This is a genomic window from Janthinobacterium algoris, from assembly GCF_051380935.1.
Taxonomy (GTDB): Bacteria; Pseudomonadota; Gammaproteobacteria; order Burkholderiales; family Burkholderiaceae_D; genus Janthinobacterium.
On the sequence record NZ_JBNYXZ010000008.1, the window covers coordinates 42,067 to 65,206 of the forward strand.

A 23,140-nucleotide genomic window follows, 5' to 3' on the forward strand; every position below is an offset into this window, starting at 1 on the left:
GCGTAGTTCGGCTACACTGGTTCGCATGCCCGACACTTTACTCACCGCGACGGATGAAGACCTGATGCTGCGCTACAGCGCCGGCGACCTGCCATCGTTTCGGGAATTGTACCGGCGCCATAGCCAGGGCCTGTACCGCTTTGTGGCCTGGCGTGCGCCGCGCCGCGCGTGGGTTGACGAGATAGTGCAGGATGCCTGGGCCAGCCTGCACGCGGCGCGCACGGGCTACCGGCCGCAGGCGGCGTTTCGCACCTATCTGTACCAGATCGCGCGTAACCGCCTGATCGACATCCTGCGCCAGCGGGAAGGACAGGAGCATGACGACGTGGGCGAACTGGCCGACGAGGGCGCATCGCCGTCGCAGTCGCTGGAGTGGAAACAGCAGCACGCGCTGCTGCATGCGGCCATCGCCGCGTTGCCCACCGAGCAAAAAGAGGCGCTGGTGCTGCAGCAGTTCAGCGGCATGAGCATCCTCGAGATCGCCGTGGTGACGGGGGCGGAGGCGGAAACCGTCAAGAGCCGGCTGCGCTATGCCATGCAGAAGTTGCGGGCCGGACTGGACAGCGCGGGAGGGCAGGCATGAATACGCACGATCAAGATAACGACGAAGTGCATGACGCAGAATTGAACGCGCTGCTGGCCGGCTTGCCGCAGCCAGGGCCTTCCAGCGCGCTCGATGCGCTCATCCTGGCCGATGCAGAGAAAGCTCTGCAACAACCGGCAGCCGCGAACGACAGCGCCGATGGTGTGCTGCGTACCTTGCCCGCCAAGAAATCCCCGGACTATCCGCAGCGCTGGCGCGTTCCGCTGGGGCTGGCCGCCGCCGTGCTGCTGACGGTGAACCTGATCGGCGTGGACTGGTTCGGCTCGAAGCCGGCACAATTTCCCGTGGTCGGGGAACCGGTCACGCAGGATGCGATGCCGGATGCGGCGCCAGTGCCGCAAGCTGCCGTCTCCACGGCGCCCGTGCAGGCGCCAGTACCGGCGCGAGTATCAGCGCCAGTGCCGCGTGCCATGGCCGCAGCCAAGCCAGCGCCGCCGCCTGAACTGGCACCGCCGCCACCGCCAGCCACGGATATGCAGCGGGCAATGGAGCAGCAAGCCGCCGTGCAAGCCGAATCCAGCTTGCAGCGCCAGTCCCCCGTGCAGCGCGCGCTGGCCATGCCCGCTCCCGTCGCGGCAAAGTCGGCGCCGCTGCCGCCGCCGGCCAGGCTTGACGCTTCCGTGTGGCTGGTGAAGATCGACGCTTTGCTCAAGGCGGGCGAAGGCGCGCTGGCGCAGGACGAATGGACCGCGTTCCGGCAGGCGTATCCCGATTATCCTGTGGCCGAGGAGCTGCGGCAGCGCCTGGAGAAAATACCGAAGTAGCGCGCGTTACACGATGCCCTTCCGGCGTTCCCACACGGCGCTGCCGACGAAAATGGCGGCGCACACCCACATCACGGCCGGTAGAGCGTTCACGCCCACCGATTGCATCAGCACGCCCGTCAGCAGGGGACCACCGCCGCTGGTCACGCCCCAGGTGGCGTTGACGATGGCGCTGGCGCTGGTCAGCGACAGACCAGTGAAGCGTTCGCCACAGGCCACCAGCGCCAGCATGTAAATGCCTCCCGCCGCCGCGCCCAGCAACAGTAGCAAGGTCCACCACAGCCACGGCGTGCCGACGGCGAACGGCAGCAACGGCAAGAGCAGGCAGACCGCCACGCCGCAGCTTGCGTGCACCCTGGCGCGGCCAAAGCGGTCTGCCATCCATCCCAGCGCGAATTGCAGGCCCGTGTCGCCCACCAGCACCACCGTGGCCGACAGCAGGGCCAGGTCCGTGCTGATGCCGTGCTCCATCGCATACAGCGGCAGGAGGCTCAATGCCAGCGTATCGAACAGGGCAAAGAAGGCGGCGCCCAGCACGATCATCGGCATGCGCGGCAGGATCAAGGTCCATTTCACGCCATGTTCTTCCGGCTCCCTTTCCGGGCCGCTGTTCGAGATCAGCATCAATCCCGGCACGGCCAGCAGGAACAGCAGGCCGCAGGCGGCAAAGCTCCAGCTGATCTTGTCGTTGAAGAGGGCGACGAGGGCAGGGCCGATCAGCTGGAAAAACGTAAAACTGGTGGTGTACATGGCCACCACGCGGCCCCGCGAATTGTCGGGCGCCAGGCGATTGACCCATGCTTCGCCGATGGTAAACAGCACGCCCATGGCGCCGCCGAACAGGAAACGCAGCACGCTCCACGCCAGCAGGTGGTCGGTGAACTGCATGGCGATCGTCGCCAGCGACGCTACCCACACGGCGCCCAGCATGGTGGCGCGCGCGCCAAAGCGCCTCACCCAGCGCGAGACGAACGGCGAGGCGGCCAGGATGCCGAGCGCGCTGACGGCCGTGATCATGCCGATGATGTCCGTGCCCACGCCGCGCTGGTGCAGGGTCAACGCGGTGAGCGGCATGGTGGCGCCCAGGCCCAGGCCCACCACGCCGATGCTGACCACGAGGGCGAAGAAATCACGCCATGGCATGGTCTTCATGGCTGCCCCCGCAGGGTGAAAAAGGAGTTTTGGAAGACTTGAAAACGGTGTGGATGCATGGGAAAGTAAGGGACTTTGCCGGTGGTGCTGGTGTTTGGCGCCGGACGGGCATATGATGATTTTAATAAAGGCAAGATTGCAAAGCCGTAGTGTAGGCGATGTGTGCCGGTTTCTATTGGCTCTGCTGTACAGTGTAGCGAGCGGCAGCGCTGTCATGGCGCTGTCATTGGATCGTCACGCCAGCGAGGAAGCTCCATGCGCCATCCCATCGTTCTCGTTCCTGCCTGCCAGCGCCAGTTGGGAAACCATGCCTGGCACATGGCGCAGGACAAGTACCTGCACGCCGTGCTGCACGGCGCCGGCTGCCTGCCGCTGCTGCTGCCTGCCCTGGGAGCTGAGGTGGACCTGGACGCGGCGCTGCAGATCGCCGATGGCATCCTGCTGACCGGTTCCGCCTCGAACGTCGACGCGCGCCTGTATGGCGAAGACATCCTGCATCCCGACTTACCGCAAGACCCCGCGCGCGACGCCACCACCTTGCCCCTGATCCGCGCCGCGCTGGCGCGCCAGCTGCCCTTGCTCGCCATCTGCCGCGGTTTCCAGGAAGTCAATGTGGCCCTGGGCGGCACCCTGCACCAGGCCGTGCATGCGGTGCCGAACATGCAGGATCACCGCGAAAAGGTGCTCGATCCGCTGGAACGCCAGTACGCGCCCGCGCACCGCATTCGCCTGATGCCCGAGGGCCTTTTGTCGCGCCTGCTGGGCGGCGAGAGCGAAATGATGGTCAATTCCCTGCATGGCCAGGGCCTGGCCCGGCTGGCCGACGGCTTGCTGGTGGAAGCCCTGGCCGACGACGGGCTGGTGGAAGCCTACACGGTGGCCAGCGCCCCCGGTTTTACGCTGGGCGTGCAATGGCACCCGGAATGGCAGGTGGAAGACAATGCGCACGCCATGCGGCTGTTCGGTGCCTTCGGCCAGGCGTGCCGCGATTACCAGGAACAGCAGCACAGAAAGATAGAATGACAGGACAGGAATGACAGGTGCGCCGCACCAGCACCGCGCGGCGCTTGATTAATACCAGCGAGAGGAAAACATGGCAATACGCGAAAATTTCACTTATACGGATATGGATTTGTGGCTCAATGAAAAGCGCGTCACGGAAATCGAGTGCCTGGTGCCTGACTTGACGGGTGTGGCGCGCGGGAAGATCCTGCCGCGCGGTAAATTCACCCAGGAGCGCGGCATGCGCATCCCGGAAGCGGTGCTGGGCATGACCGTGACGGGCAATTACCCGGTCGACGACGGCGGCTACGACCGCGCCATTTCCAGCACCGACCGCGACATGATCTTGAAGGCCGATCCCACCACCATCACCATGGTGCCGTGGGCCACAGACCCCACCGCGCAAGTCATCCACGACTGCTATTTTGCCGACGGCATGCTGGTCGATTTTGCTCCAAGATCTGTGCTACGGCGCGTGCTGAAACTGTATGCGGACAAGGGCTGGAAACCCGTGGTGGCGCCGGAGCTGGAATTCTACCTGACGGCGAAGAACACCGACCCCGACTTGCCGCTGAAGCCGCCCATCGGCCGCAGCGGCCGGGCCGAGACCAGCCGCCAGGTCTACAGCATCGATGCGGTCAACGAATTCGACCCGTTGTTCGAGGATATCTACGATTACTGCGAATTGATGAACCTCGACGTCGACACCTTGATCCACGAGATCGGTGCGGGACAGATGGAAATCAACTTCCTGCACGGCGACCCGCTGGGCCTGGCCGACAAGGTCTTTTTCTTCAAGCGCACCCTGCGTGAAGCGGCCTTGAAACACGATATGTACGCCACCTTCATGGCCAAGCCCATGGCAGGCGAGCCGGGGTCCGCCATGCATGTGCACCAGAGTGTCGTCGATGCGAAGACGGGACTGAATATCTTCAGCAACGACGACGGTTCGGCCGCGCCCATCTTCAAGCATTACATTGCGGGATTGCAGCGCTACATGCCGTCGGCCATGGCCATCGTCGCGCCTTACGTGAACTCCTACCGCCGCATCGTGCGCCATACGGCCGCACCCATCAACATCCAGTGGGGCCTGGACAACCGCACCGTGGGTTTTCGCGTGCCCGAGTCGGGCGTGCAGGACCGCCGCGTGGAAAACCGCATCATCGGCGCCGACGCCAATCCCTACCTGGCGCTGGCCGTGACGCTGGCCTGTGGATATCTGGGCATGACGGAGCAGCTGGAAGCGACGCCGATGATGGTGGGCAGCGCCTACGACATGAAGTTCGAACTGCCACAAGGCTTACCGGAAGCCCTGCAACTGCTGCGCGCGGAAGACAAGCTGCGCACGGTGCTGGGCGATCGCTTCATCGACGTGTATGCGGCCATCAAGGACCTGGAGCACCAGGAATTCATGACGGTGATCAGCCCATGGGAGCGCGAACACTTGTTATTGCACGTTTAAAAGGAGCACGCATGAGCACAACAAACAATCCACTGGCGCCAAGCGCCGCCCTGGTCGCCTCCGTGGCGCAGAAGAACGCGGCGCCGCAGGTGTATGACACGGCCGCCATCCAGCAAATGGACTCGGCCCACTACCTGCATCCATTCACCGACTTCCAGGACCTGGCAAGCAAGGGCGCCAGGGTGATGGTGCGCGGCGACGGCGTCTACCTGTGGGATAGCCAGGGCAAGAAAATCGTCGATGGCATGTCTGGCCTGTGGTGCGTGAACGTGGGCTACGGCCGCACCTCGATTTCGCAAGCCGTGTACAAGCAGATGGAAACGCTGCCCTTCTATAACAGCTTCTTTGGCACGACGAACGTGCCAGCCGCGCAGCTGGCGGCCAAGCTGGCGCAAATCTCGCCGCCGCAGTTCCAGCATGTGTTCTTCACCAGTTCCGGCTCCGAAGGCAACGACACGAATTTGCGCATGGTGCGCCGCTACTGGGACATCCTCGGCTACCAGGAGCGCCATACCATCATCAGCCGCCACAACGCGTATCACGGCAGCACGGTGGCGGGAGCGTCGCTGGGCGGCATGGATGGCATGCATGCGCAGGGCGGCCTGCCGATACCGGGCATCGCGCATATCGGCCAGCCGAATTACCTGGAGTCGGGCCACGGATTGACGCCAGAGGAATTCGGTGTAAAAGCGGCCGGCTGGCTGGAAGAAAAAATCCTGGAAATCGGCGCCGACAAGGTGGCCGCCTTCATCGGCGAGCCGGTGCAGGGCGCGGGCGGTGTCATCATCCCCCCAAGTACCTACTGGCCTGAAATACAGCGCATCTGCGACAAGTACGGCATCTTGCTCATCGCCGATGAAGTCATCTGCGGCTTTGGCCGCCTGGGGCGCTGGTTTGGCTCCGAACTGTTCGGCATCAAGCCCGACCTGATCACCTTTGCCAAGGGCGTCACGTCCGGCTATGTGCCCCTGGGCGGCGTGCTGGTGGGCGACAGGGTGGCCAAGGTGCTGATCGAGCAGGGCGGCGAATTCACGCACGGTTTCACGTATTCGGGCCATCCCGTCGCTTGCGCGGCGGCGCTGGAAAACATCCGCATCATCGAGGAAGAGCAACTGGTGGCAAAGGTGGCCGAGGATACGGGCCCCTACCTGAAACAGTGCTTCGCCAGCCTGGGCGAACATCCGCTGGTCGGCTACGCGGACAGCTGCGGCCTGGTCGCGGGCCTGAACCTGGTGCGCAAGAAGGGCGCCACCGTGCATGAGAACGAGCTGTTCGACGAGAACCAGGGTGTGGGCATGCTCTGCCGCGGCCACATGTTCGACAACGGCGTCATCATGCGTGCCGTGGGCGAGCGCATGATCGTCGCCCCGCCGCTGGTCATGACGCGCGCGCAGATCGATGAAATGGTGACGTTGATACGCCTGTGTTTGGACAAGACCTATGCGCAGGTGAAGGCGAAGGGCTGGGTGTAGGTTTTTGCCCCATTTTGCCGCCATCTGCGCAATTTTTGGACCGCGATGGCGGCAGTTCCGCTAAACTTCCATCTTGGCCGCCACTACAGCGGCCAGTTTTTCATTTTGACACCCTCGACCAAAGTACCCACACATGACGATAGCAATACCTGCCGCGTCGGCCAGCGACGCCCAAGCGCCTTTCTTGCTGATTGATCAATTGGTCAAGGAATTCGATGGCGTGCGCGCCGTCGATGCGATTTCCGTGACGATCAACAAGGGCGAGATTTTCGCCCTGCTCGGCAGTTCAGGTTGCGGCAAGTCGACCCTGCTGCGCATGCTGGCCGGTTTCGAGACGCCGACCTCGGGGCGCATTGCTCTGGCGGGCAACAGCATCGTCGATGTGCCGCCGCACCAGCGGCCCATCAACATGATGTTCCAGTCGTACGCGCTGTTCCCGCACCTGTCCGTGTGGGATAACATCGCCTTCGGCCTGCGCCGCGACGGCTTGCCGAAAGCGGAAGTGGCGGCGAGGGTCGAGCAGATGCTGGCGCTGGTGCAGCTGGGCCAATACGCGAAGCGCAAGCCGCATCAACTGTCGGGCGGCCAGCAGCAGCGCGTGGCGCTGGCGCGCAGCCTGGCCAAGCGCCCGCAATTGCTGCTGCTCGACGAGCCTCTGGGCGCGCTCGACAAGAAACTGCGTGAACGCACGCAGATGGAACTGGTGAACATCATCGAACAGGTGGGCGTCACCTGCGTGATGGTCACGCACGACCAGGATGAGGCGATGAGCATGGCCACGCGCATCGCCGTCATGAGCGAAGGGCGCATCCTGCAAGTGGGCGCGCCCGGTGAAATCTACGAAACGCCAAACTGCCGCTTTGTCGCCGACTTCATCGGCAGCGTCAACCTGTTCGACGGGCACATCACGCGGGACGAACCCGATCACGTGGTGATCGCCACCGCCGATGGCGAGCACTATGTCTCGCACGGTATCACGGGCAACTTGGGCATGGATGTCTCGGTGGCCGTGCGCCCCGAAAAAATCGGCATCCAGATTGAGCCACCCGCTTTGGAAGAGCGCGCGTCGCCAGCGGAGCATGGCTACAACTGCGCCCAGGGCGTGATCGTCGCCATGGCGTATTTTGGCAATGAAACCAGTTACCATGTGCGCCTCGACAGCGGCGCGGTGGTGAAAGTCTCGCGCACCAACGCGGCCCGCCACGACGCCGCGCGCCTCGAGCGCGAGCAGCGCGTGTGGGTCTGGTGGGATGGCGCCGACATCGTCGTGCTGACCAGCTGAGGCCATCATGACGTCCCTCTTGCAATCGCTGCGTAACCTTGTCACCCTGCGCTGGATAACGGGGAGAAATGCGGCCCGCAACGCCGTCATCGCCGTGCCTTCCTTGTTCCTGACAGCCGCCTTCCTCGTGCCTTTCCTGATCGTGCTGCGCATCAGCCTGTCCGACATGGACACGGCGGGCAGCCCCTTTGGCGGCTTGCTGTCGTATGTCGACGGCATCGTCGTGCTGAAGGTCAAAATCGCCAATTACCTGTTCATCGCCGCCGATGAACTGTATTTGCTCACCTATCTCAGTTCCTTGAAATATGCGGCGATTACCACGGCCATCTGTCTGTTCATCGGCTACCCGTTCGCCTACTTCATGGCGCGCGCCAGGCCGTCCATCCGGCCCGTGCTGATGATGCTGGTGATGCTGCCGTTCTGGACCTCGTTCCTGCTGCGCGTGTATGCGTGGAAGGGCATCCTGGCCAACCACGGCTTGCTCAACGATTTGCTGATCGCGCTGGGCATCGTGCAGGAACCGCTGCACATGATGAACACCTCGTTTTCGCTGGTGGTCGGCATGGTGTACGCCTATCTGCCCTTCATGATTTTGCCTCTGTATGCCAACCTGGTAAAGATGGACATGCGCTACCTGGAAGCGGCGGCCGATCTGGGCGCCACGCCTTTGCAGGCATTCTGGCGCATCACGGTGCCCCTGTCGAAGTCGGGCATCATCGCCGGCGCCATGCTGGTGTTCATTCCGTCCGTGGGCGAATATGTGATTCCCGAGCTGCTGGGCGGCCCGGAAACCCTGATGATCGGCCGCGTGCTATGGGATGAATACTTCACCAATAACGATTGGGCCATGGCGTCGTCGGTGACGGTACTGGTGGTCTTGCTGATCCTCGTGCCGATGGCCATTTTTAACAAATACAAGACCGACCAGGACGCGGAGGAGCGCACATGAACGGACGTACCTTCCTGCAGCGCTGGTTCGGGCGCGGCTGGCTCTCGCTGGGCTACCTGTTCCTCTACCTGCCCATCATCGTGCTGATCGTCTTTTCGTTCAACAGCTCGCGCCAGGACATGGTGTGGAGCGGTTTTTCGCTGCGCTGGTACAGCGAGTTGATGAGCGATACGGAAATCATCTCGGGTTTTGGTTTGTCCCTGAAGATCGCCTTCATGTCGGCCACCTCGTCCGTCATCCTCGGCACCTTCGCCGCCTTCGCGCTGACCAATTACCAGCGCTTCCGTGGCCGCACCCTATTTTCATCCATGGTCAGCGCGCCTTTGGTGATGCCGGAAGTGATCATCGGCCTCTCCTTGCTGCTGATGCTGGTGTCCATGCAAAAGGTCTTCGGTTTTCCCGAGCGGGGTGTGCTGACCATCTGGCTGGGGCATACCCTGCTGGGCATGGCGTATGCGGCCGTGGTGGTGCAGTCACGCCTGCAGGAAATGAGTAAATCGTTGGCCGAAGCGGCGATGGACCTGGGCTGCCGCGCGCACCAGGTCTTCTTCCTCGTGACGCTACCCAACATCACGCAGGCCCTGGCCTCGGCCTGGCTGCTGACATTTACTCTGTCGCTGGACGACGTGGTGATGTCGGCCTTTTTGTCCGGCCCCGGTTCGACGACCATGCCGCTGGTGATCTTCTCGCGCGCCCGCCTGGGGCTCGACCCGCGCGTGAATGCCATCGCCGCGCTGACCATCCTGGTGGTGACGCTCGCCGTGATCGCGTATGCCGTGATGCTGGCGCGCGCCGACCGGAAACGCCGCAAGCAGATGTCTGCGGCCTATTCGCCAGACTAGGAGTAAGCTGGCGTTTTCACCTTGCAGGAGACGACCATGACGGAAAACACCAACTGGCATGCGCGGGTCGCAGCGCTCACGATCGATGGACGCGCCTTCATCAACGGCGAGCGCGCCTGGGCCAGGTCCGGCCAGACTTTCGACAATCTGTCGCCCATTGATGGGCGCTTGCTGGGGCAAGTGGCCCGCTGCGATGGCGTGGATGTGGACACGGCCGTGCTGGCCGCGCGCGCCGCCTTTGAGGACCGCCGCTGGGCCGGTAAATCGCCCGCGCAGCGCAAGCGGATATTGATCAAGTTCGCCGATCTGGTGCAGCAATACGGTCCCGAGCTGGCCTTGCTGGAAACCCTGGACATGGGTAAGCCGATCAAGTACAGCCAAAGCGTGGACGTGGGCGCCACCGCCAACTGCCTGCGCTGGTATGGCGAGGCGATCGACAAGGTCTACGATGAAATCGCACCGACTCCCGCCAACAGCCTGGCCCTGATCACGCGCGAACCGGTCGGCGTCGTCGCCGCCATCGTGCCGTGGAATTACCCGATGATCATGGCCGCGTGGAAGATCGCGCCCGCTCTCGCGGCCGGCAACAGCGTGATATTGAAACCGTCGGAAAAATCGCCGCTGACGGCCCTGCGCCTGGCCGACATCGCGCTGGAAGCGGGCGTGCCGCCGGGCGTCTTCAACGTGCTGCCAGGTTACGGCAACGAAGCCGGCGCCGCGCTGGCGCTGCACATGGATGTCGATTGCATCGGCTTTACGGGTTCCACGCGCACGGGCAAGTTGATCGTGCAGATGGCGGGTCAGTCGAATTTGAAACGGGCGTGGACGGAATTGGGTGGCAAGTCCGCCAACATCGTCTGCGCCGATTGCCCGGACCTGGACAAGGCCGTGGCGGCCGCCGTCGGTTCCATCTTCTTCAACCAGGGCGAAAGCTGCAACGCGCCCTCGCGTCTGTTCGTGGAAGAATCGATCAAGCAGGAATTCCTGGCCAAAGCGCTGGCCATGCTGCCGCGCTTCCAGCCCGGTGACCCGCTCGACGAAGCCACCGTCATGGGGGCCATCGTCGATGCCACGCAGATGAACACGGTGATGGCCTATATCGCGGCCGGCAAGAGCGAAGGCGCACAGCTGCTCGGCGGAGGCGAAGCCGTGCGCGCGCAGACGGGCGGCTATTATGTGCAGCCGACCATCTTCGGCGTGGACGCCGACATGACGATAGCGCGCGAAGAGATCTTTGGGCCTGTCTTGTCCGTGCTGGGCTTCACGGACCTTGCCGACGCTGTGAAACAGGCCAACGCCACGCCGTACGGCTTGCAGGCAGCCGTGTGGACGTCCGACATTAGCAAGGCGATCCAGACGGCGCGCGCCCTGCGCGCCGGCACCGTGCACGTCAACCAGTACGATGGCGACGACATCACCGTGCCGTTCGGCGGCTACAAGCAGTCGGGCAACGGGCGCGACAAGTCATTGCACGCGTTAGACAAGTACACGGAGCTGAAGACGACGTGGATACAGGTGGGATAAAACGAAGCGCTGTCGGCCTGGCGCTCTGCGCGCAAGCCGACAGGCAGAACGACATCAGAAGCAGTGTTCCAGCGCCGGGAAGCTGCCATCCTTGACGGCTTTCACAAAGCCGGTGACGGCATCGTCGATGCTGGCAGCGCCTTCCATGAAGTTGCGCACGAAGCGCGCCTTGCGGCCTGGGAACACGCCCAGCATGTCGTGCATGACGAGGACCTGGCCCGAGCAGTCGGGACCGGCGCCGATGCCGATGGTGGGTATCGTCAGCATGTCGGTCACTTCCTTGCCCAGTTGCGACGGCATGGCTTCCATCAGCACGATGGCGGCGCCCGCGTTTTGCAGCACCAGTGCGTCGTTTTTCAGCTGTGCAGCGCTTTCCGTGCTCTTGCCCTGCACTTTATAACCGCCCAGCTGGTGCACCGATTGCGGCGTCAAGCCGATGTGGGCGCAGATGGGGATGCCGCGCTCGGTGAGGAAACGGACGGTCTCGGCCAGCCAGGCACCGCCTTCGATCTTGACCATGTGCGCGCCTGCCTGCATCAGGATGACGGCATTTGCGTAGGCCGTTTCGGGCGTGCCATACGCACCGAACGGGAGGTCGGACATGATCATGGCCGACTTGGCGCCGCGCGCCACGGACGCCGTGTGGTAAGCCAGTTCGGCCATGGTGACGGGCAGGGTGGAGTTGTGGCCATTGCAGACCATGCCGAGCGAATCGCCGATCAGCAGGATCTCGACGCCGCAGCGGTCCATCAGCGACGCGAAACTGGCGTCATAGCAGGTCAGCATGGAGATCTTTTCACGGGCGGCGCGCAGCGTGGCCAGCGTGTGGATGGTCACGGCCTTGTTGGCGACAGGCTTGGATGGCGCCGGCGCCGGTGTGGCGGCCTTGTCTTTTGCGGCCAGATCTGTTCCTTGCAAATAAGCGGACATAGGTATTCTCTAGAGTGAAAGGGGGGTGATGCGATTGCGACGCCGCTAGTGTAGTACTTTATGCGGCGTGCTGCAGGAGCGGCATTGTAGAGGATGGGAGCGAGATGGGGCAGAGCTGGGGGTCAGAGCTGGCTGATGGCCTGGTCAGCGACGCTTGCCAGGTAGTCTTGCGCCGGCCCGAGTCCGGGCACGACGATGGCGGGCGCCAGGGCCAGCAGCGGTATCAGCACGAAGGCCCGTTCTGTCAGGCGCGGATGGGGGACCGTCAGGCTGGCGCTGGCGATCTGTTCATCGCCGTACAGCAGCAAGTCCAGGTCCAGCGTGCGCGGGGCGTTGCGGTAGGGCCGTTCGCGCCCATGCGCCGCCTCGATGGCGTGCAGGGCCTGCAGCAGTTCTTCGGCCGGCAAGGTGGTCGTGATGCGCGCCACCGCGTTGATGTAGTCGTCACCGCTTGAAGCTATGGGCGCCGTGCGGTAGCTGGCCGAGGCGTCGATCAGCGAGGCGCCGGGCAGGCGCGCCAGGCGCGCAAGCGCATCCTGCACATTCGCGCGCGCGTCGCCCAGGTTCGCCCCGATGCCGATGTAAGCGGTCACTTGCTGCATGGCTGCGTTCAATCCTCGCCGGTGCTGCCGCTGGTGCTGCCCGTGCCGCTGCCAGTCTTGCTGCGCGTGCTGCGGCGTGGCGGGCGTTTTTTCTTGGCGGCGCCCGGCGCGGCATTGGCGCTGACGAGCAACGCTTCGCGCGTTTCCTCGTCGCCCTCGTAGAAGGCTGTCCACCACTCGCCGATCTCGGTATCGATCTCGCCCGAGGCGCAGCGCAGCAGCAGGAAGTCGTAGCCGGCGCGGAAGCGCAGGTGTTCCAGCAGTTTATGCGGCGCCTTGCCCACGCGGCGCTCGAAGCGCGGTTGCATCGACCAGATGTCGCGCATGTCGGAGCCGATCTTGCGCTGCAGGGCCAGCTTTTCCGTTTGCGAGTCGAGCACGTCGTCGGCCGCCAGGTGCAGCGCGGGGATGGTCGACTCGCCGGCGGCGCGGTAGGCCGTCCATTTTTCCAACACCTGGTGCCACAGCAGCGAGGCAAACAGAAAGCCCGGCGAGACGGTCTTGCCGGCGGCGATGCGTTGATCCGTGGCATCCAGCGCCAGGGTGACGAATTTCGCGCCCAGCGGCTGTTCCAGCACTACGTCGAGCAGCGGCAGCAAGCCGTGATGCAAGCCTTCCTTGCGCAGCTGCTGCAGGCAGGCCAGCGCGTGGCCGCTCATCAGAAGTTTCAGCATTTCGTCGAACACGCGCGGCGCGGGCACGTTGTTGATCAGCGGCGCCATGATGGGAATCGGCGCGGCCGTGTGCGGCTCGATGGTGAATTTCAGCTTGGCGGCAAAGCGCACCACGCGCAGCATGCGCACGGGGTCTTCGCGGTAGCGCTCTTCCGGCTTGCCAATCATGCGCAGGGTCTTGGCGCGGATGTCTTCCACACCGCCATGGTAATCCAGCACTTCCTGCGTGGCCGGGTTGTAGTACATGGCGTTGATGGTGAAGTCGCGGCGCAGCGCATCTTCGTGCTGCAAGCCAAAGGTATTGTCGCGCAGGACGCGGCCATGTTCATCCTTGGGCGCGGAGTCGGCACCGGCGCCGCGGAAGGTCGTCACTTCCAGCAAATCCTGGCCGAACATCACGTGCACGATCTGGAAGCGCTTGCCGATGATGAAGGCGCGGCGGAACAATCGTTTGACCTGTTCCGGCGTGGCGTTGGTGGCGATATCGAAGTCTTTCGGCTTCACGCCCAGCAGCAGGTCGCGCACGGCGCCGCCGACGACAAAGGCTTCGAAACCCGCTTCCTGCAGGCTGCTGGTGACGCGGATGGCATTCGACGACACCAGTTTCGGGTCGATTCCGTGTTGCGCAGGACCGAGCACGATGGCTGCCGTGGTGTCGCGCGCTGCCTCTTTTTTAACGCCGAGGATCTTGCGGATGAATTTTTTAATCATTGAATAAGTGGAGTGATGGCCAGCCGTGGAGGGATGCGTGTGCGCTCAAAGCGGTGTTGGGGTTGGTCGCTACAGGGTGGGTAACGACCGACAGCAAGGGAATGTCGTTGTGTGAATCGCTGTAAAAATAGCTGCGCTCGAACTGCCCCAGCTCCTTGCCCATCTTTTCCAGCCAGGCGTGGGTGTGGGTCAGCTTGCCCGCGCCCAGGGTCGGCGTGCCCAGCAGCTTGCCCGTGACATTGCCTTTGGCGTCGTATTCGGGCATGGCGGCCAGCAGGTGCTCGACACCCAGCGCATCGGCGATGGGCTTGGTGATGAAATGGTTGGTGGCCGTGACGATGGCCAGCAAATCGCCCGCATCCTGGTGCTGCTTCAGCAAGGCCACGACTTCCGGGCGGATTGCCGGCAAGACCACTTCGGCCATGAATTGCTGGTGCAGCGCTTCCAGGCGTTCGCGCGGGAACTGCGCCAGCGTGCCGAGGGAAAACTCCAGGTATTCCACCGGATCGAGCGTGCCGGCCTGGTATTGCGCGAAAAATTCGTCGTTGCGGCGGGTGAATTCGGCGGCGTCCACGGCACCGATGCGTACCAGGAATTCGCCCCACTCGTGATCCGAGTCGATGGGCAGCAGGGTGTGGTCGAGGTCAAACAGGGCCAGATTCATCATTCTTTCGCTTCCGCCTGCAGCAACTCGCGCAACAATGGCAAGGTGATCGGGCGTTGGGTTTCAAGGGAGTAGAGGTCGAGAGAGTCCAGCATCGTCGACAGCGAACGCATGTCGCGCCGGAAATGGGACAGCAGATAGGGTAACACGCCCGGCGATAAGGTCAAGCCGCGGGTGGTGGCCGCCTGGGTCAGGGCGGCGATTTTTTCATCGTCGGTCAAGCCGTGGATTTGATAGATCAGACCCCAGCCCATGCGTGTGCGCAAGTCTTCGCGCACGGGCAACACGGCCGGCGGCACGGCGCCGCTGCACACCATGTAGGCCTTGTTGGCGCGGATTTCATTGAACAGGGCAAAGGCATCGATCTGCGCCAGCGGCGACAGCTTTTCGCAATCGTCGAGCAGGTACAAATCCACGTCAGGCGAATACACGAATTCGGACTCGATCGAGAATGGCGAAATATAGCGCGCGCGCTCAGTGCTGGCCAGGGCCTTGAGCAGATGGCTCTTGCCGGCGGCCAGTTCGCCCCACAGGTAGGCAAAATGTTCGCGCGAGGTGCGCGCGGCGAACTGGCGCATTAGCTGCGCCACTTCGGCATTCTGTCCCACCTCGAAGGTATCGAGGCTGTGCGCCTGGTCTGTGCCTAAATCGAGCACCAGTTGTTTCATGGCGTACGCCTTGTCCTGTTTTTCATTACTGCGTATGCGTCGTCGTCGCTATTGTTAGTTTGTTATTGGTTTCACATTGTAGCCGTATCGGGTACCCTATCATGCATTATAGAAGGTGCTGGACAGGTAGTGGCGTCTTAGATGCTTAAAAGCGACCATCAGGACGGCAGAAGCGGGTAAGGCGAGCAAAACGCCGACGAAACCAAACAATTGCCCGAAAGCCAATAAGGCGAAGATCACTGCCAGGGGGTTCAGGCCGATGCGCTCGCCTACCAGGCGCGGCGTGAGGAAAAAGCCCTCGATGACCTGGCCGCAGCCATAGATGACGGCCACGGCGATCACGCCGCTCCAGTCGGCAAATTGCAGCAGGGCGGCGATCAGCGCCAGCATCAGCCCCAGGCCGAAGCCCAGGTAGGGGATGAACACCAGCAAGCCCGTGATGATGCCGACAGGCAATGCCACTTCAAAACCGGCGATGGCCAGCGCCACCGAGTAATACGTGGCCAGCACCAGCATGACGAGCAACTGGCCGCGCAGGTATTGCGCCAGCAGGGTATCGACTTCCTGCGCCATGCCCACCGTGCGGCCCACCCAGCGGCGCGGCACGGTGCCGGCGATGCGCGCCAGCATCGGATGCCAGTCCAGCAACAGGTAGAACAGCACCACCGGAATCAGCACCACGGTGGCCAGCCAGCCCAGCACGGCCGTGCCGCCGATGCGTGCCGAAGCCAGCACGGTGCTCCAGATTTCATCGCCGCTGGTGGCCATTTGCTGGCTCAGCATGCGTTTGATGCCCGTGCCATCAAGACGCACGCGGATGCCCAGGTCGCGCAGTTTTGGCGCCAGGAAGTCGTTCGCCTTGCTCAGGAACTGCGGGATTTGCGCCTGCAGCAAGGGAATTTCCTTTTGCAATACCGGCACGACAATCAGCACCAGCGCCGTAATGGCGAGGAAAAACAACACCACGACGACCAGCACGGCCAGCGGACGGGGCACGTAAAAGCGCTTGTAATGCAGGCGTTGCAATCGGTCCACGCCGGGATTGAGCACATAGGCGAGGATGGCGGCGGCCAGGAAGGGCGTCAGGATGGGGCCGAGGCTGACGAGCAGCAGCAAGAATGCCAGCCAGACCGCGATCCAAAATGCTGTTTGCTTCTGTTCTGCGGTGATGGCGAATGGCATGTAGTTTGTGCTGTTGCGTTAAAAAAAGGCAGTTAATTACGAAATTGCGGGGCAGTTTGATAAAATAGCGACTTGATCGACCGAATTCACCCGCTGGCGCCCTGGCGCACGATGTTGAAAAACATACTTGCGCGCGCGTGCCGGCGGGTATCCGCCTTCTATTTTACCGCCTCCGCTGCCACCACACCATGAACCAGACTTCTAATGTTTCCCTTTCCTACCGTGACGCTGGCGTCGATATCGACGCAGGTGACGCTTTAGTCGAAGCAATCAAGCCGTTTGCCAAGCGCACCCTGCGCGAAGGCGTGATGGGCGGCCTGGGCGGTTTTGGCGCCATGTTTGAAATCAGCAAGAAGTACAAGGAACCGGTGCTGGTCTCGGGCACCGACGGCGTGGGCACCAAATTGCGCCTGGCGTTCGAACTGAACCGCCATGACACGGTCGGCATCGACCTGGTCGCCATGAGCGTCAACGACATCCTGGTGCAAGGCGCCGAGCCGTTGTTCTTCCTCGACTACTTCGCTTGCGGCAAGCTGGACGTGGCCATCGCCACCGACGTCATCAAGGGCATCGCCCAGGGTTGCGAACAAGCTGGCTGCGCGCTGATCGGCGGCGAAACGGCGGAAATGCCGAGCATGTACCCGGCCGGCGAATACGACTTGGCAGGTTTTGCCGTCGGCGCCGTGGAAAAATCGAAAATCATCGACGGCACCAAGATCGCTCCGGGCGACGTGGTGCTGGGCCTGGCCTCGTCGGGCGTGCACTCGAACGGTTATTCGCTGGTGCGCAAGATCATCGAAGTGGCGAAACCGGACCTGGAAGGCGACTTCCATGGCCGCAAGCTGGCCGACGTGCTGATGCAGCCGACGCGCATCTACGTCAAGCCGCTGCTGGCGCTGATGGACGCAATGGAAGTCAAAGGCATGGTGCACATCACCGGTGGCGGCCTGGTGGAAAACATTCCGCGCGTGCTGCAGCCTGGCCTGGTGGCCGAGCTGGATTCGAAGGCATGGACCATGCCGCCGCTGTTCACGTGGCTGCAACAGCACGGCGGCGTGGCTGACGCCGAGATGCACCGCGTCTTCAACTGCGGCATCGGCATGACCGTCATCGTCTCGCAGGAAAACGCGGAAGCCGCCATCGCCCAGTTGCAAGCGGCCGGTGAAAGCGTCTCGCGCATCGGCACCATCCGCGCGCGTAACGGCGACGAGCACCAGACCATCGTGATCTAAGTTTTAGCACGCATAGAAAAGGCAGGCACTTGCGAGAGGCCTGCTTTTTTTAACGCCCGGATGTCGCCTAGCGCGCGTGCGCCGGCTTCATGCGGCCGTCCGGCTGCGAGCCGCCCCTGCCGATCATGGCCACGCTGACGGCCGAGACGAGGGAGGCGAACAGGATGTAGCCGACGATGTGCCACGGCTCGCCCTTGCCCGTCTTGAGCAGGTAGGTGGCGATGATGGGTGTCAGGCCGCTGGCGAAGATGCCGGAGAACTGGTACACGAAGGAGATGCCCGTGTAGCGCACCTTGGCGTCGAACAGGTCGCAGAACAGGGCCGCTTCCGGGCCGTACACGGCCGAATACAGCACGCCCAGCGGGATGATCACGGAACACCACAACAGCAGCGGATTGTCGGCGTGATGGAGCATGATCCAGAAGGCGGGAATCGACGACACGCCCGTGATCAGCGAACCCCAGAAAAATACCTTGCTGCGGCCGATGCGGTCCGACAGCCGGCCGAAGAAGGGGATGCAAAAGCACATCACGACAGCCGCCGCCATCACGCCCATCAGCGCTTCCGTGCGATCTATCTTGATGGTGTTGGTCAGATAAGTGATGGAAAACACGCCGAAGATATTGAAGAATACGCCGTCGATATAGCGCGCGCCCATGCCCTTCAAGACGTTGCCCGGATAGCGTTTCAAGAGATCGAAGAACGGAATCTGCGTCTCCGCGTTTTTCTCTTTCACAGCTTGGAATTCCGGCGTCTCCATCACGTTCAGGCGTATCCACATGCCGATGAAGACGAGGGCGGCCGACAGGATGAAGGCGACGCGCCAGCCCCAGGACAGGAATTGCGCATCGCTCAAGCTGTACGAGAGCATCGCCACCACGCCGGACGCGAGGCACAGGCCAATGGCCAGGCCGATCTGCGGCAGGCTGGCATAGAAGCCGCGCTCTTTCGGCGGCGCATATTCATACGCCATCAGCACGGCGCCACCCCACTCGCCACCGAGGCCGATGCCCTGCAGCACGCGCAGGACCAGCAGCAGGCCGGGCGCCCAGTAGCCGATGTGCTCATAGGTGGGCAGCACGCCGATCAGGAAGGTGGAAATGCCCATGATCATCAGGGTCATCACCAGCATGCTCTTGCGGCCGATCTTGTCGCCGAAGTGGCCGAAGATCACGCCGCCGATGGGGCGCGACAAAAAACCCACGGCGAAGGTGCCGTAGGCCAGCATGGTCGAGACGAGCGGATCGCCTCCCGGGAAATACAGCTTGCTGAATACGATGCCGGCGACCACGCCGTACAGGAAGAAGTCATACCATTCGATGGTGGCGCCGATCACGCTGGCCATCACGACTTTCCGTAGCTCTTTGGCTTTTTTCGGATTGCTCGGATTGTTATCCATAATATCTAGTCTCCAATCGATATCGATTATGTGTTTTTTTCTGGTGCTTGGCTTGTCGCCATTAAATGGAGGCGGGGCCGTCTGCCCGCCGCTGGCATCCTCCTTGCAGGGAATGGTATGGGTGGGTCAAGCCGCTTGCGGCAGGCGCACGGCATCCATCAGGATCATGTCGGCCGCTTTTTCGGCGATCATGATGGTGGGGGCGTTCGTATTGCCCGAGACGATTTCCGGCATGATCGACGCATCGACCACGCGCAGGTTCTGCATGCCGTGCACGCGCAGGCGCTCATCGACGACGGCCATGGCGTCATGCCCCATCTTGCAAGTGCCGCTGGGGTGGTAGATCGACTGGCTGAAGCGCCGCGCCGCGTCCAGGAGCTGCGCATCCGTCTCGAACTGCGGGCCGGGCACGAACTCGGAAATGATGTGCGGCGCCAGCGACGGCGCGGCGGCGATCCGGCGCGCCACGCGCAGGGCGGCGATCGCCGTCTGCTGGTCGCGCGGGTCGGACAGGTAGTTCGGATGAATGCCCGGATAGACCAGGGGATCGGCGGACTTGATCGACACGTGGCCGCGACTGTACGGGCGCAGCTGGCACACGGACGACGTGAAGGCGGAAAACGGATGCGCGCCTTCGCCCGGCTTGTCGGCGCTTAGTGGCTGCATGTGGAATTGGATGTCGGGCCGCTCCACTTCGGGCGAGGATTTGGTAAACACCGTCACCTGGCTGGCCGCCAACGTCAAAGGTCCGGAGCGGGAAAACACATATTGCATGCCCACCCACAGCTTGCCCCACAGGCTGTTGACTTCATCGTTCAGGGTTTTCAGGCGCGTCTTGAAGACCAGGCGGATTTGCAGGTGGTCTTGCAGGTTCTGCCCCACGCCGGGCAAGTCGTGTATCAGCGGCACACCTACGTCGGCGAGCAGCGCGCGCGGACCGACGCCCGAGCATTGCAGGATGTGCGGCGAGCCGATGGCGCCCGCGCATAAAATCACTTCGCCGCTGGCGCGCGCCTGGCGCAGCTGGCCATCCTGCCGGTATTCGATGCCGACGGCGCGCTTGCCCTCGAACAGTACGCGCGTGATTTGCGCGCGCACTTCCACGCGCAGGTTCGCGCGCTTGCGGGCCGGGCGCAAAAAGGCCTTCGCCGTGCTCCAGCGCAAGCCCTTGCTGGCCGTCTGCTGGAAGTAGCCGACGCCTTCCTGCGTGGCGCCGTTGTAATCGGCATTGAAGGGGATGCCGCTTTCCGTGGCGCCGGCGATGAAGTGTTCCGCGATGGGACGGCGCAGCCGCAGGTCCGACACTTTCAAGGGACCGCCCACGCCGTGGTAGTCGCTGGCACCGCGCTCCTGGTCTTCCGATTTCTTGAAATAGGGCAGCACCTCGGCATAGCTCCAGCCAGCATTGCCCAGTTCGGCCCAGCGGTCGTAATCTTCTTTCTGGCCGCGCACGTACAGCAAGCCGTTGAGCGAGCTGGAGCCGCCTAGTACCTTGCCGCGCGGCCATTGCAACTGGCGCCCGGCGATGCCGGCGTCCGCTTCCGTGCGGTAGCACCAGTCCAGCTTGGGATCGTGCATGGTCTTGAAATAGCCGACCGGCACGTGTATCCATGGATTGTTGTCCTTGCCGCCCGCTTCCAGCAGAAGCACTTTGTTGTTGCTGTCGTGCGACAGGCGGTTGGCCAGCACGCAGCCGGCGGAACCGGCGCCGACGACGATGTAATCGTAGTGTGTTTGTAACATTGCTGTTGTCTCCTGCGTTGCGGTATCGCGCCGCCTCGGCGGGCGTTTTTTGCGATACACTGATCTCTATTGATTATTTGTGGAACGTCTGGTTCCATTTATAAAAGACGTGCAGCACCGGGACAAGCGGAAACATCCGCATACGCGAGAGGTGAAACAGAACATGCATGATGCGTTTCAAAAACGGCAGGCCGGGGCCGAAGAAGACAGCTCGGCGGGTAGCGCGGTGGCTGCCAATGCGGCGGCCAGCCATGGCGACGAGGCGCGGGGCTTGCGCGTGCTGCGCCTGATCGAGCATCTGGCCAGCGCCAGCCAGCCCTTGACCTTGTCGCAGCTGGCCGCGCGCATGCAGGTGCCCAAGGCCAGCATGATGCGTTTGCTCGATACGCTGGAGCAACATGGTTATGTGCTGCGCACGCCCGTGGGACGCGGCTATGTGCCCGGTGCTGCGTCAACCAACCTGGCGCTGGCCACCCTGCGCAACAATGCCCTGATCCGCGTAAGCCGCAGCATCCTGGGCAGCCTGGTGGCTGCCACGGGCGAGACGTGCAACCTCGCCATTCCCGAGGGCAATGCGATCGTGTATGTGGACCGGGTGGAAACGCAGGAACCGCTGCGCCTGCATCTGGTGCTGGGCACGCGCGCGCCCATGCATTGCACGGCCAGCGGCAAGCTGTTTTTGGCGCACATGAATTTGCTGGAGCGGCGCGCATTGCTGGCCATGCTGAGCCTGGAGGCGCGCACGCCGAAAAGCATCACCGATCCCGTGCTGCTGGAACGCGAGATCGTGCGCATCGCCCGCCTGGGCATCGGCATCGATGACGAGGAATTCGTGCACGGCATGGTGGCCGTGGCCGTGCCCATCTGCGCGGCCGACGGGCGCATCGTGGCGGCCGTCGCTTGCCACGCGCCCGTGGCGCGCAAATCCGTGGAGCAGCTGATGCAGCACGTGCCGCAGTTGAAAGAAGCGGCCGGCAAGTTGCGGCCGCTATTGCTGGCGGAAAACAGCTAAGGTTTCAAGACCTTCGCTACTTTGGCGGCACGCAGGCGGAAGGCGTCCGGCATGCCCGAGCCCAGCAGCGGGCGCAGATACAGCCGGAAGGCATCGGTCACGTCCGTGCCGCTGGCGCTGATGAATTCGTCTTCCATGGTGCGCGTCTTGCCCGCCACGTCCGTCAGGGGCAGCAGCTCGTAGTCGACGGAATAAAAGCCCGTGCGCTTGATGGCGACAGAGCCATCGCGGTCGCCCCACATGGCGAATTGCACTGCCTTCTCACCCACTTCTCGCGCTTCGCGTTGATCTACATCAGAGACGCAGCCGATGAAGGAGCGCTGCAAATAGCCGAAGGTATCGCCGCGCACGCGCTTGATGCCGAGCTTTGCCTTGATTTCGTCGCACAGCAGGTCGGCCAGCGCGCCCGTGCCCGACAATTGCACATTGCCGTGCGCATCGCGTTCCACCTCATCGCCCACCTGTTTGGCCAGCAGGCTGGCGATCGGTTCGCCCGAGGCGTCGTGGATGCCTTCCGAGACGGCGATCACGCAGCGGCCGTATTTTTCATACGTGGCCTTCACGTCAGCGAGGAATTTTTCCAACACGAAGACGCGTTCGGGCAAGTAGATCAGGTGCGGGCCATCGTCGGGGAACTTCTTGCCCAGCGCCGAGGCGGCCGTCAAAAAGCCCGCGTGGCGACCCATCACCACGCCCACGTAGACGCCGGGCAAGGCTGCATTGTCGAGGTTGGCGCCTGCGAACGCTTGCGCGACGAAGCGCGCGGCCGAGGGAAAGCCCGGCGTGTGGTCGCTACCGACCAGGTCGTTGTCGATGGTTTTCGGGATGTGGATGCAGCGCAGCGGATAGCCGGCCTTGTGCGCTTCCTCGCTGACGATGCGCACAGTGTCGGACGAGTCATTGCCGCCGATGTAAAAGAAGTGTTCGATCTCGTGCGCGCGCAGCACTTCGAAGATTTGATGGCAGTAGGCAATATCGGGCTTGTCGCGCGTCGAGCCGAGCGCCGAGGAGGGCGTGGCGGCCACCAGTTCCAGGTTGTGGCTGGTTTCCTGCGTCAGATCGACGAACTCTTCATTGACGATGCCGCGCACGCCGTGCAGTGCGCCATACACGCGCGTGACGTGTTGGAAGCGCCGCGATTCGAGCACCACGCCCACCAGCGACTGGTTGATGACGGCGGTCGGGCCGCCTCCCTGGGCAACAAGAATTTTTCCAGACGGCATGGGATTTCCTGGTAAATGAACGGCCCTCCAGCCTACTCTTTTTTTGC

General features: G+C 63.0%; 21 protein-coding genes. 11 read left to right on the forward strand and 10 right to left on the reverse strand.

Features of this window, described 5'->3' with window-relative positions:
- Positions 1–25: 25 nt before the first annotated feature.
- Together ACQ4W7_RS13475 and ACQ4W7_RS13480 are read left to right on the forward strand one after the other, a co-directional pair.
- Positions 26–583, forward strand: coding sequence for a sigma-70 family RNA polymerase sigma factor (locus ACQ4W7_RS13475; RefSeq protein ID WP_426071824.1), 558 nt, complete (start codon positions 26–28; stop codon positions 581–583).
- Positions 580–1,368: a hypothetical protein gene (locus ACQ4W7_RS13480; protein ID WP_436531074.1), complete on the forward strand. Its 789-nt coding sequence runs from the start codon at positions 580–582 to the stop codon at positions 1,366–1,368. Before ACQ4W7_RS13475 ends, ACQ4W7_RS13480 begins: the two co-directional genes overlap by 4 nt.
- Before the next feature lie 6 nt (positions 1,369–1,374).
- On the opposite strand, the gene ACQ4W7_RS13485 is transcribed toward ACQ4W7_RS13480, so the two are convergent.
- The gene (locus tag ACQ4W7_RS13485; protein ID WP_426071826.1) at positions 1,375–2,520 is read right to left on the reverse strand and encodes an MFS transporter; all 1,146 of its coding nucleotides are present in this window, start codon (positions 2,518–2,520) and stop codon (positions 1,375–1,377) included.
- A 255-nt stretch (positions 2,521–2,775) separates the two neighbouring features.
- Between ACQ4W7_RS13485 and ACQ4W7_RS13490 the strand changes: the two genes are divergently transcribed.
- From ACQ4W7_RS13490 to ACQ4W7_RS13520, 7 genes are all read left to right on the forward strand, one after another.
- Positions 2,776–3,543: a gamma-glutamyl-gamma-aminobutyrate hydrolase family protein gene (locus tag ACQ4W7_RS13490; RefSeq protein WP_426071827.1), complete on the forward strand. Its 768-nt coding sequence runs from the start codon at positions 2,776–2,778 to the stop codon at positions 3,541–3,543.
- A 70-nt stretch (positions 3,544–3,613) separates the two neighbouring features.
- Positions 3,614–4,984: a glutamine synthetase family protein gene (locus tag ACQ4W7_RS13495; RefSeq protein ID WP_102121276.1), complete on the forward strand. Its 1,371-nt coding sequence runs from the start codon at positions 3,614–3,616 to the stop codon at positions 4,982–4,984.
- An 11-nt stretch (positions 4,985–4,995) separates the two neighbouring features.
- Positions 4,996–6,456 (forward strand): aspartate aminotransferase family protein, encoded by a 1,461-nt coding sequence (locus tag ACQ4W7_RS13500; protein ID WP_436531077.1) that lies wholly within the window; start codon positions 4,996–4,998, stop codon positions 6,454–6,456.
- 133 nt (positions 6,457–6,589) lie between these two features.
- Positions 6,590–7,738, forward strand: a complete 1,149-nt coding sequence (locus ACQ4W7_RS13505) for an ABC transporter ATP-binding protein (protein WP_436531079.1) — start codon at positions 6,590–6,592, stop codon at positions 7,736–7,738.
- A 7-nt stretch (positions 7,739–7,745) separates the two neighbouring features.
- Positions 7,746–8,687 carry an ABC transporter permease subunit gene (locus ACQ4W7_RS13510; protein WP_426071830.1) on the forward strand — a complete coding sequence of 314 codons (942 nt, stop codon included), beginning with the start codon at positions 7,746–7,748 and terminating at the stop codon, positions 8,685–8,687.
- A complete protein-coding gene (locus ACQ4W7_RS13515; RefSeq protein WP_436531081.1) occupies positions 8,684–9,529 on the forward strand; it encodes an ABC transporter permease in 846 nt (281 codons plus the stop codon). Before ACQ4W7_RS13510 ends, ACQ4W7_RS13515 begins: the two co-directional genes overlap by 4 nt.
- A gap of 36 nt (positions 9,530–9,565) precedes the next feature.
- The gene (locus tag ACQ4W7_RS13520; RefSeq protein ID WP_436531083.1) at positions 9,566–11,053 is read left to right on the forward strand and encodes an aldehyde dehydrogenase; all 1,488 of its coding nucleotides are present in this window, start codon (positions 9,566–9,568) and stop codon (positions 11,051–11,053) included.
- A 54-nt stretch (positions 11,054–11,107) separates the two neighbouring features.
- On the opposite strand, the gene panB is transcribed toward ACQ4W7_RS13520, so the two are convergent.
- From panB to ACQ4W7_RS13550, 6 genes are all read right to left on the reverse strand, one after another.
- A complete protein-coding gene (gene panB / locus ACQ4W7_RS13525) occupies positions 11,108–11,983 on the reverse strand; it encodes a 3-methyl-2-oxobutanoate hydroxymethyltransferase (protein WP_426071833.1) in 876 nt (291 codons plus the stop codon).
- Positions 11,984–12,105: 122 nt separating this feature from the next.
- The gene (folK, locus tag ACQ4W7_RS13530) at positions 12,106–12,585 is read right to left on the reverse strand and encodes a 2-amino-4-hydroxy-6-hydroxymethyldihydropteridine diphosphokinase (protein ID WP_436531085.1); all 480 of its coding nucleotides are present in this window, start codon (positions 12,583–12,585) and stop codon (positions 12,106–12,108) included.
- Between the two features lie 8 nt (positions 12,586–12,593).
- Positions 12,594–13,970: a polynucleotide adenylyltransferase PcnB gene (gene pcnB, locus ACQ4W7_RS13535; protein ID WP_436531087.1), complete on the reverse strand. Its 1,377-nt coding sequence runs from the start codon at positions 13,968–13,970 to the stop codon at positions 12,594–12,596.
- Positions 13,963–14,634, reverse strand: a complete 672-nt coding sequence (locus ACQ4W7_RS13540) for a histidinol-phosphatase (RefSeq protein ID WP_426072168.1) — start codon at positions 14,632–14,634, stop codon at positions 13,963–13,965. Before ACQ4W7_RS13540 ends, pcnB begins: the two co-directional genes overlap by 8 nt.
- Positions 14,634–15,302 carry a DnaA regulatory inactivator Hda gene (gene hda / locus ACQ4W7_RS13545; RefSeq protein ID WP_034788687.1) on the reverse strand — a complete coding sequence of 223 codons (669 nt, stop codon included), beginning with the start codon at positions 15,300–15,302 and terminating at the stop codon, positions 14,634–14,636. The genes ACQ4W7_RS13540 and hda overlap by 1 nt, the downstream gene beginning before the upstream one ends.
- Before the next feature lie 99 nt (positions 15,303–15,401).
- Complete coding sequence (locus tag ACQ4W7_RS13550; protein ID WP_426071836.1) at positions 15,402–16,484, reverse strand: AI-2E family transporter; 1,083 nt, start codon at positions 16,482–16,484, stop codon at positions 15,402–15,404.
- A gap of 188 nt (positions 16,485–16,672) precedes the next feature.
- Here ACQ4W7_RS13550 and purM point away from each other — a divergent pair, with 188 nt between their 5' ends.
- Positions 16,673–17,716 (forward strand): phosphoribosylformylglycinamidine cyclo-ligase, encoded by a 1,044-nt coding sequence (gene purM, locus ACQ4W7_RS13555; protein WP_426071837.1) that lies wholly within the window; start codon positions 16,673–16,675, stop codon positions 17,714–17,716.
- 67 nt (positions 17,717–17,783) lie between these two features.
- On the opposite strand, the gene ACQ4W7_RS13560 is transcribed toward purM, so the two are convergent.
- Positions 17,784–19,115, reverse strand: a complete 1,332-nt coding sequence (locus ACQ4W7_RS13560; protein ID WP_436531090.1) for an MFS transporter — start codon at positions 19,113–19,115, stop codon at positions 17,784–17,786.
- A 126-nt stretch (positions 19,116–19,241) separates the two neighbouring features.
- On the reverse strand, positions 19,242–20,858 hold the full coding sequence (locus ACQ4W7_RS13565; protein WP_436531092.1) for a GMC family oxidoreductase: 1,617 nt from the start codon (positions 20,856–20,858) through the stop codon (positions 19,242–19,244).
- 163 nt (positions 20,859–21,021) lie between these two features.
- On the opposite strand from ACQ4W7_RS13565, the gene ACQ4W7_RS13570 reads away from it, so the two are divergent.
- The gene (locus ACQ4W7_RS13570) at positions 21,022–21,870 is read left to right on the forward strand and encodes an IclR family transcriptional regulator (RefSeq protein ID WP_436531094.1); all 849 of its coding nucleotides are present in this window, start codon (positions 21,022–21,024) and stop codon (positions 21,868–21,870) included.
- On the opposite strand, the gene ACQ4W7_RS13575 is transcribed toward ACQ4W7_RS13570, so the two are convergent.
- A complete protein-coding gene (locus tag ACQ4W7_RS13575; protein ID WP_426071841.1) occupies positions 21,867–23,093 on the reverse strand; it encodes a 6-phosphofructokinase in 1,227 nt (408 codons plus the stop codon). The two genes, ACQ4W7_RS13570 and ACQ4W7_RS13575, sit on opposite strands and share 4 nt — an antisense overlap.
- Between the last annotated feature and the right edge of the window lie 47 nt (positions 23,094–23,140).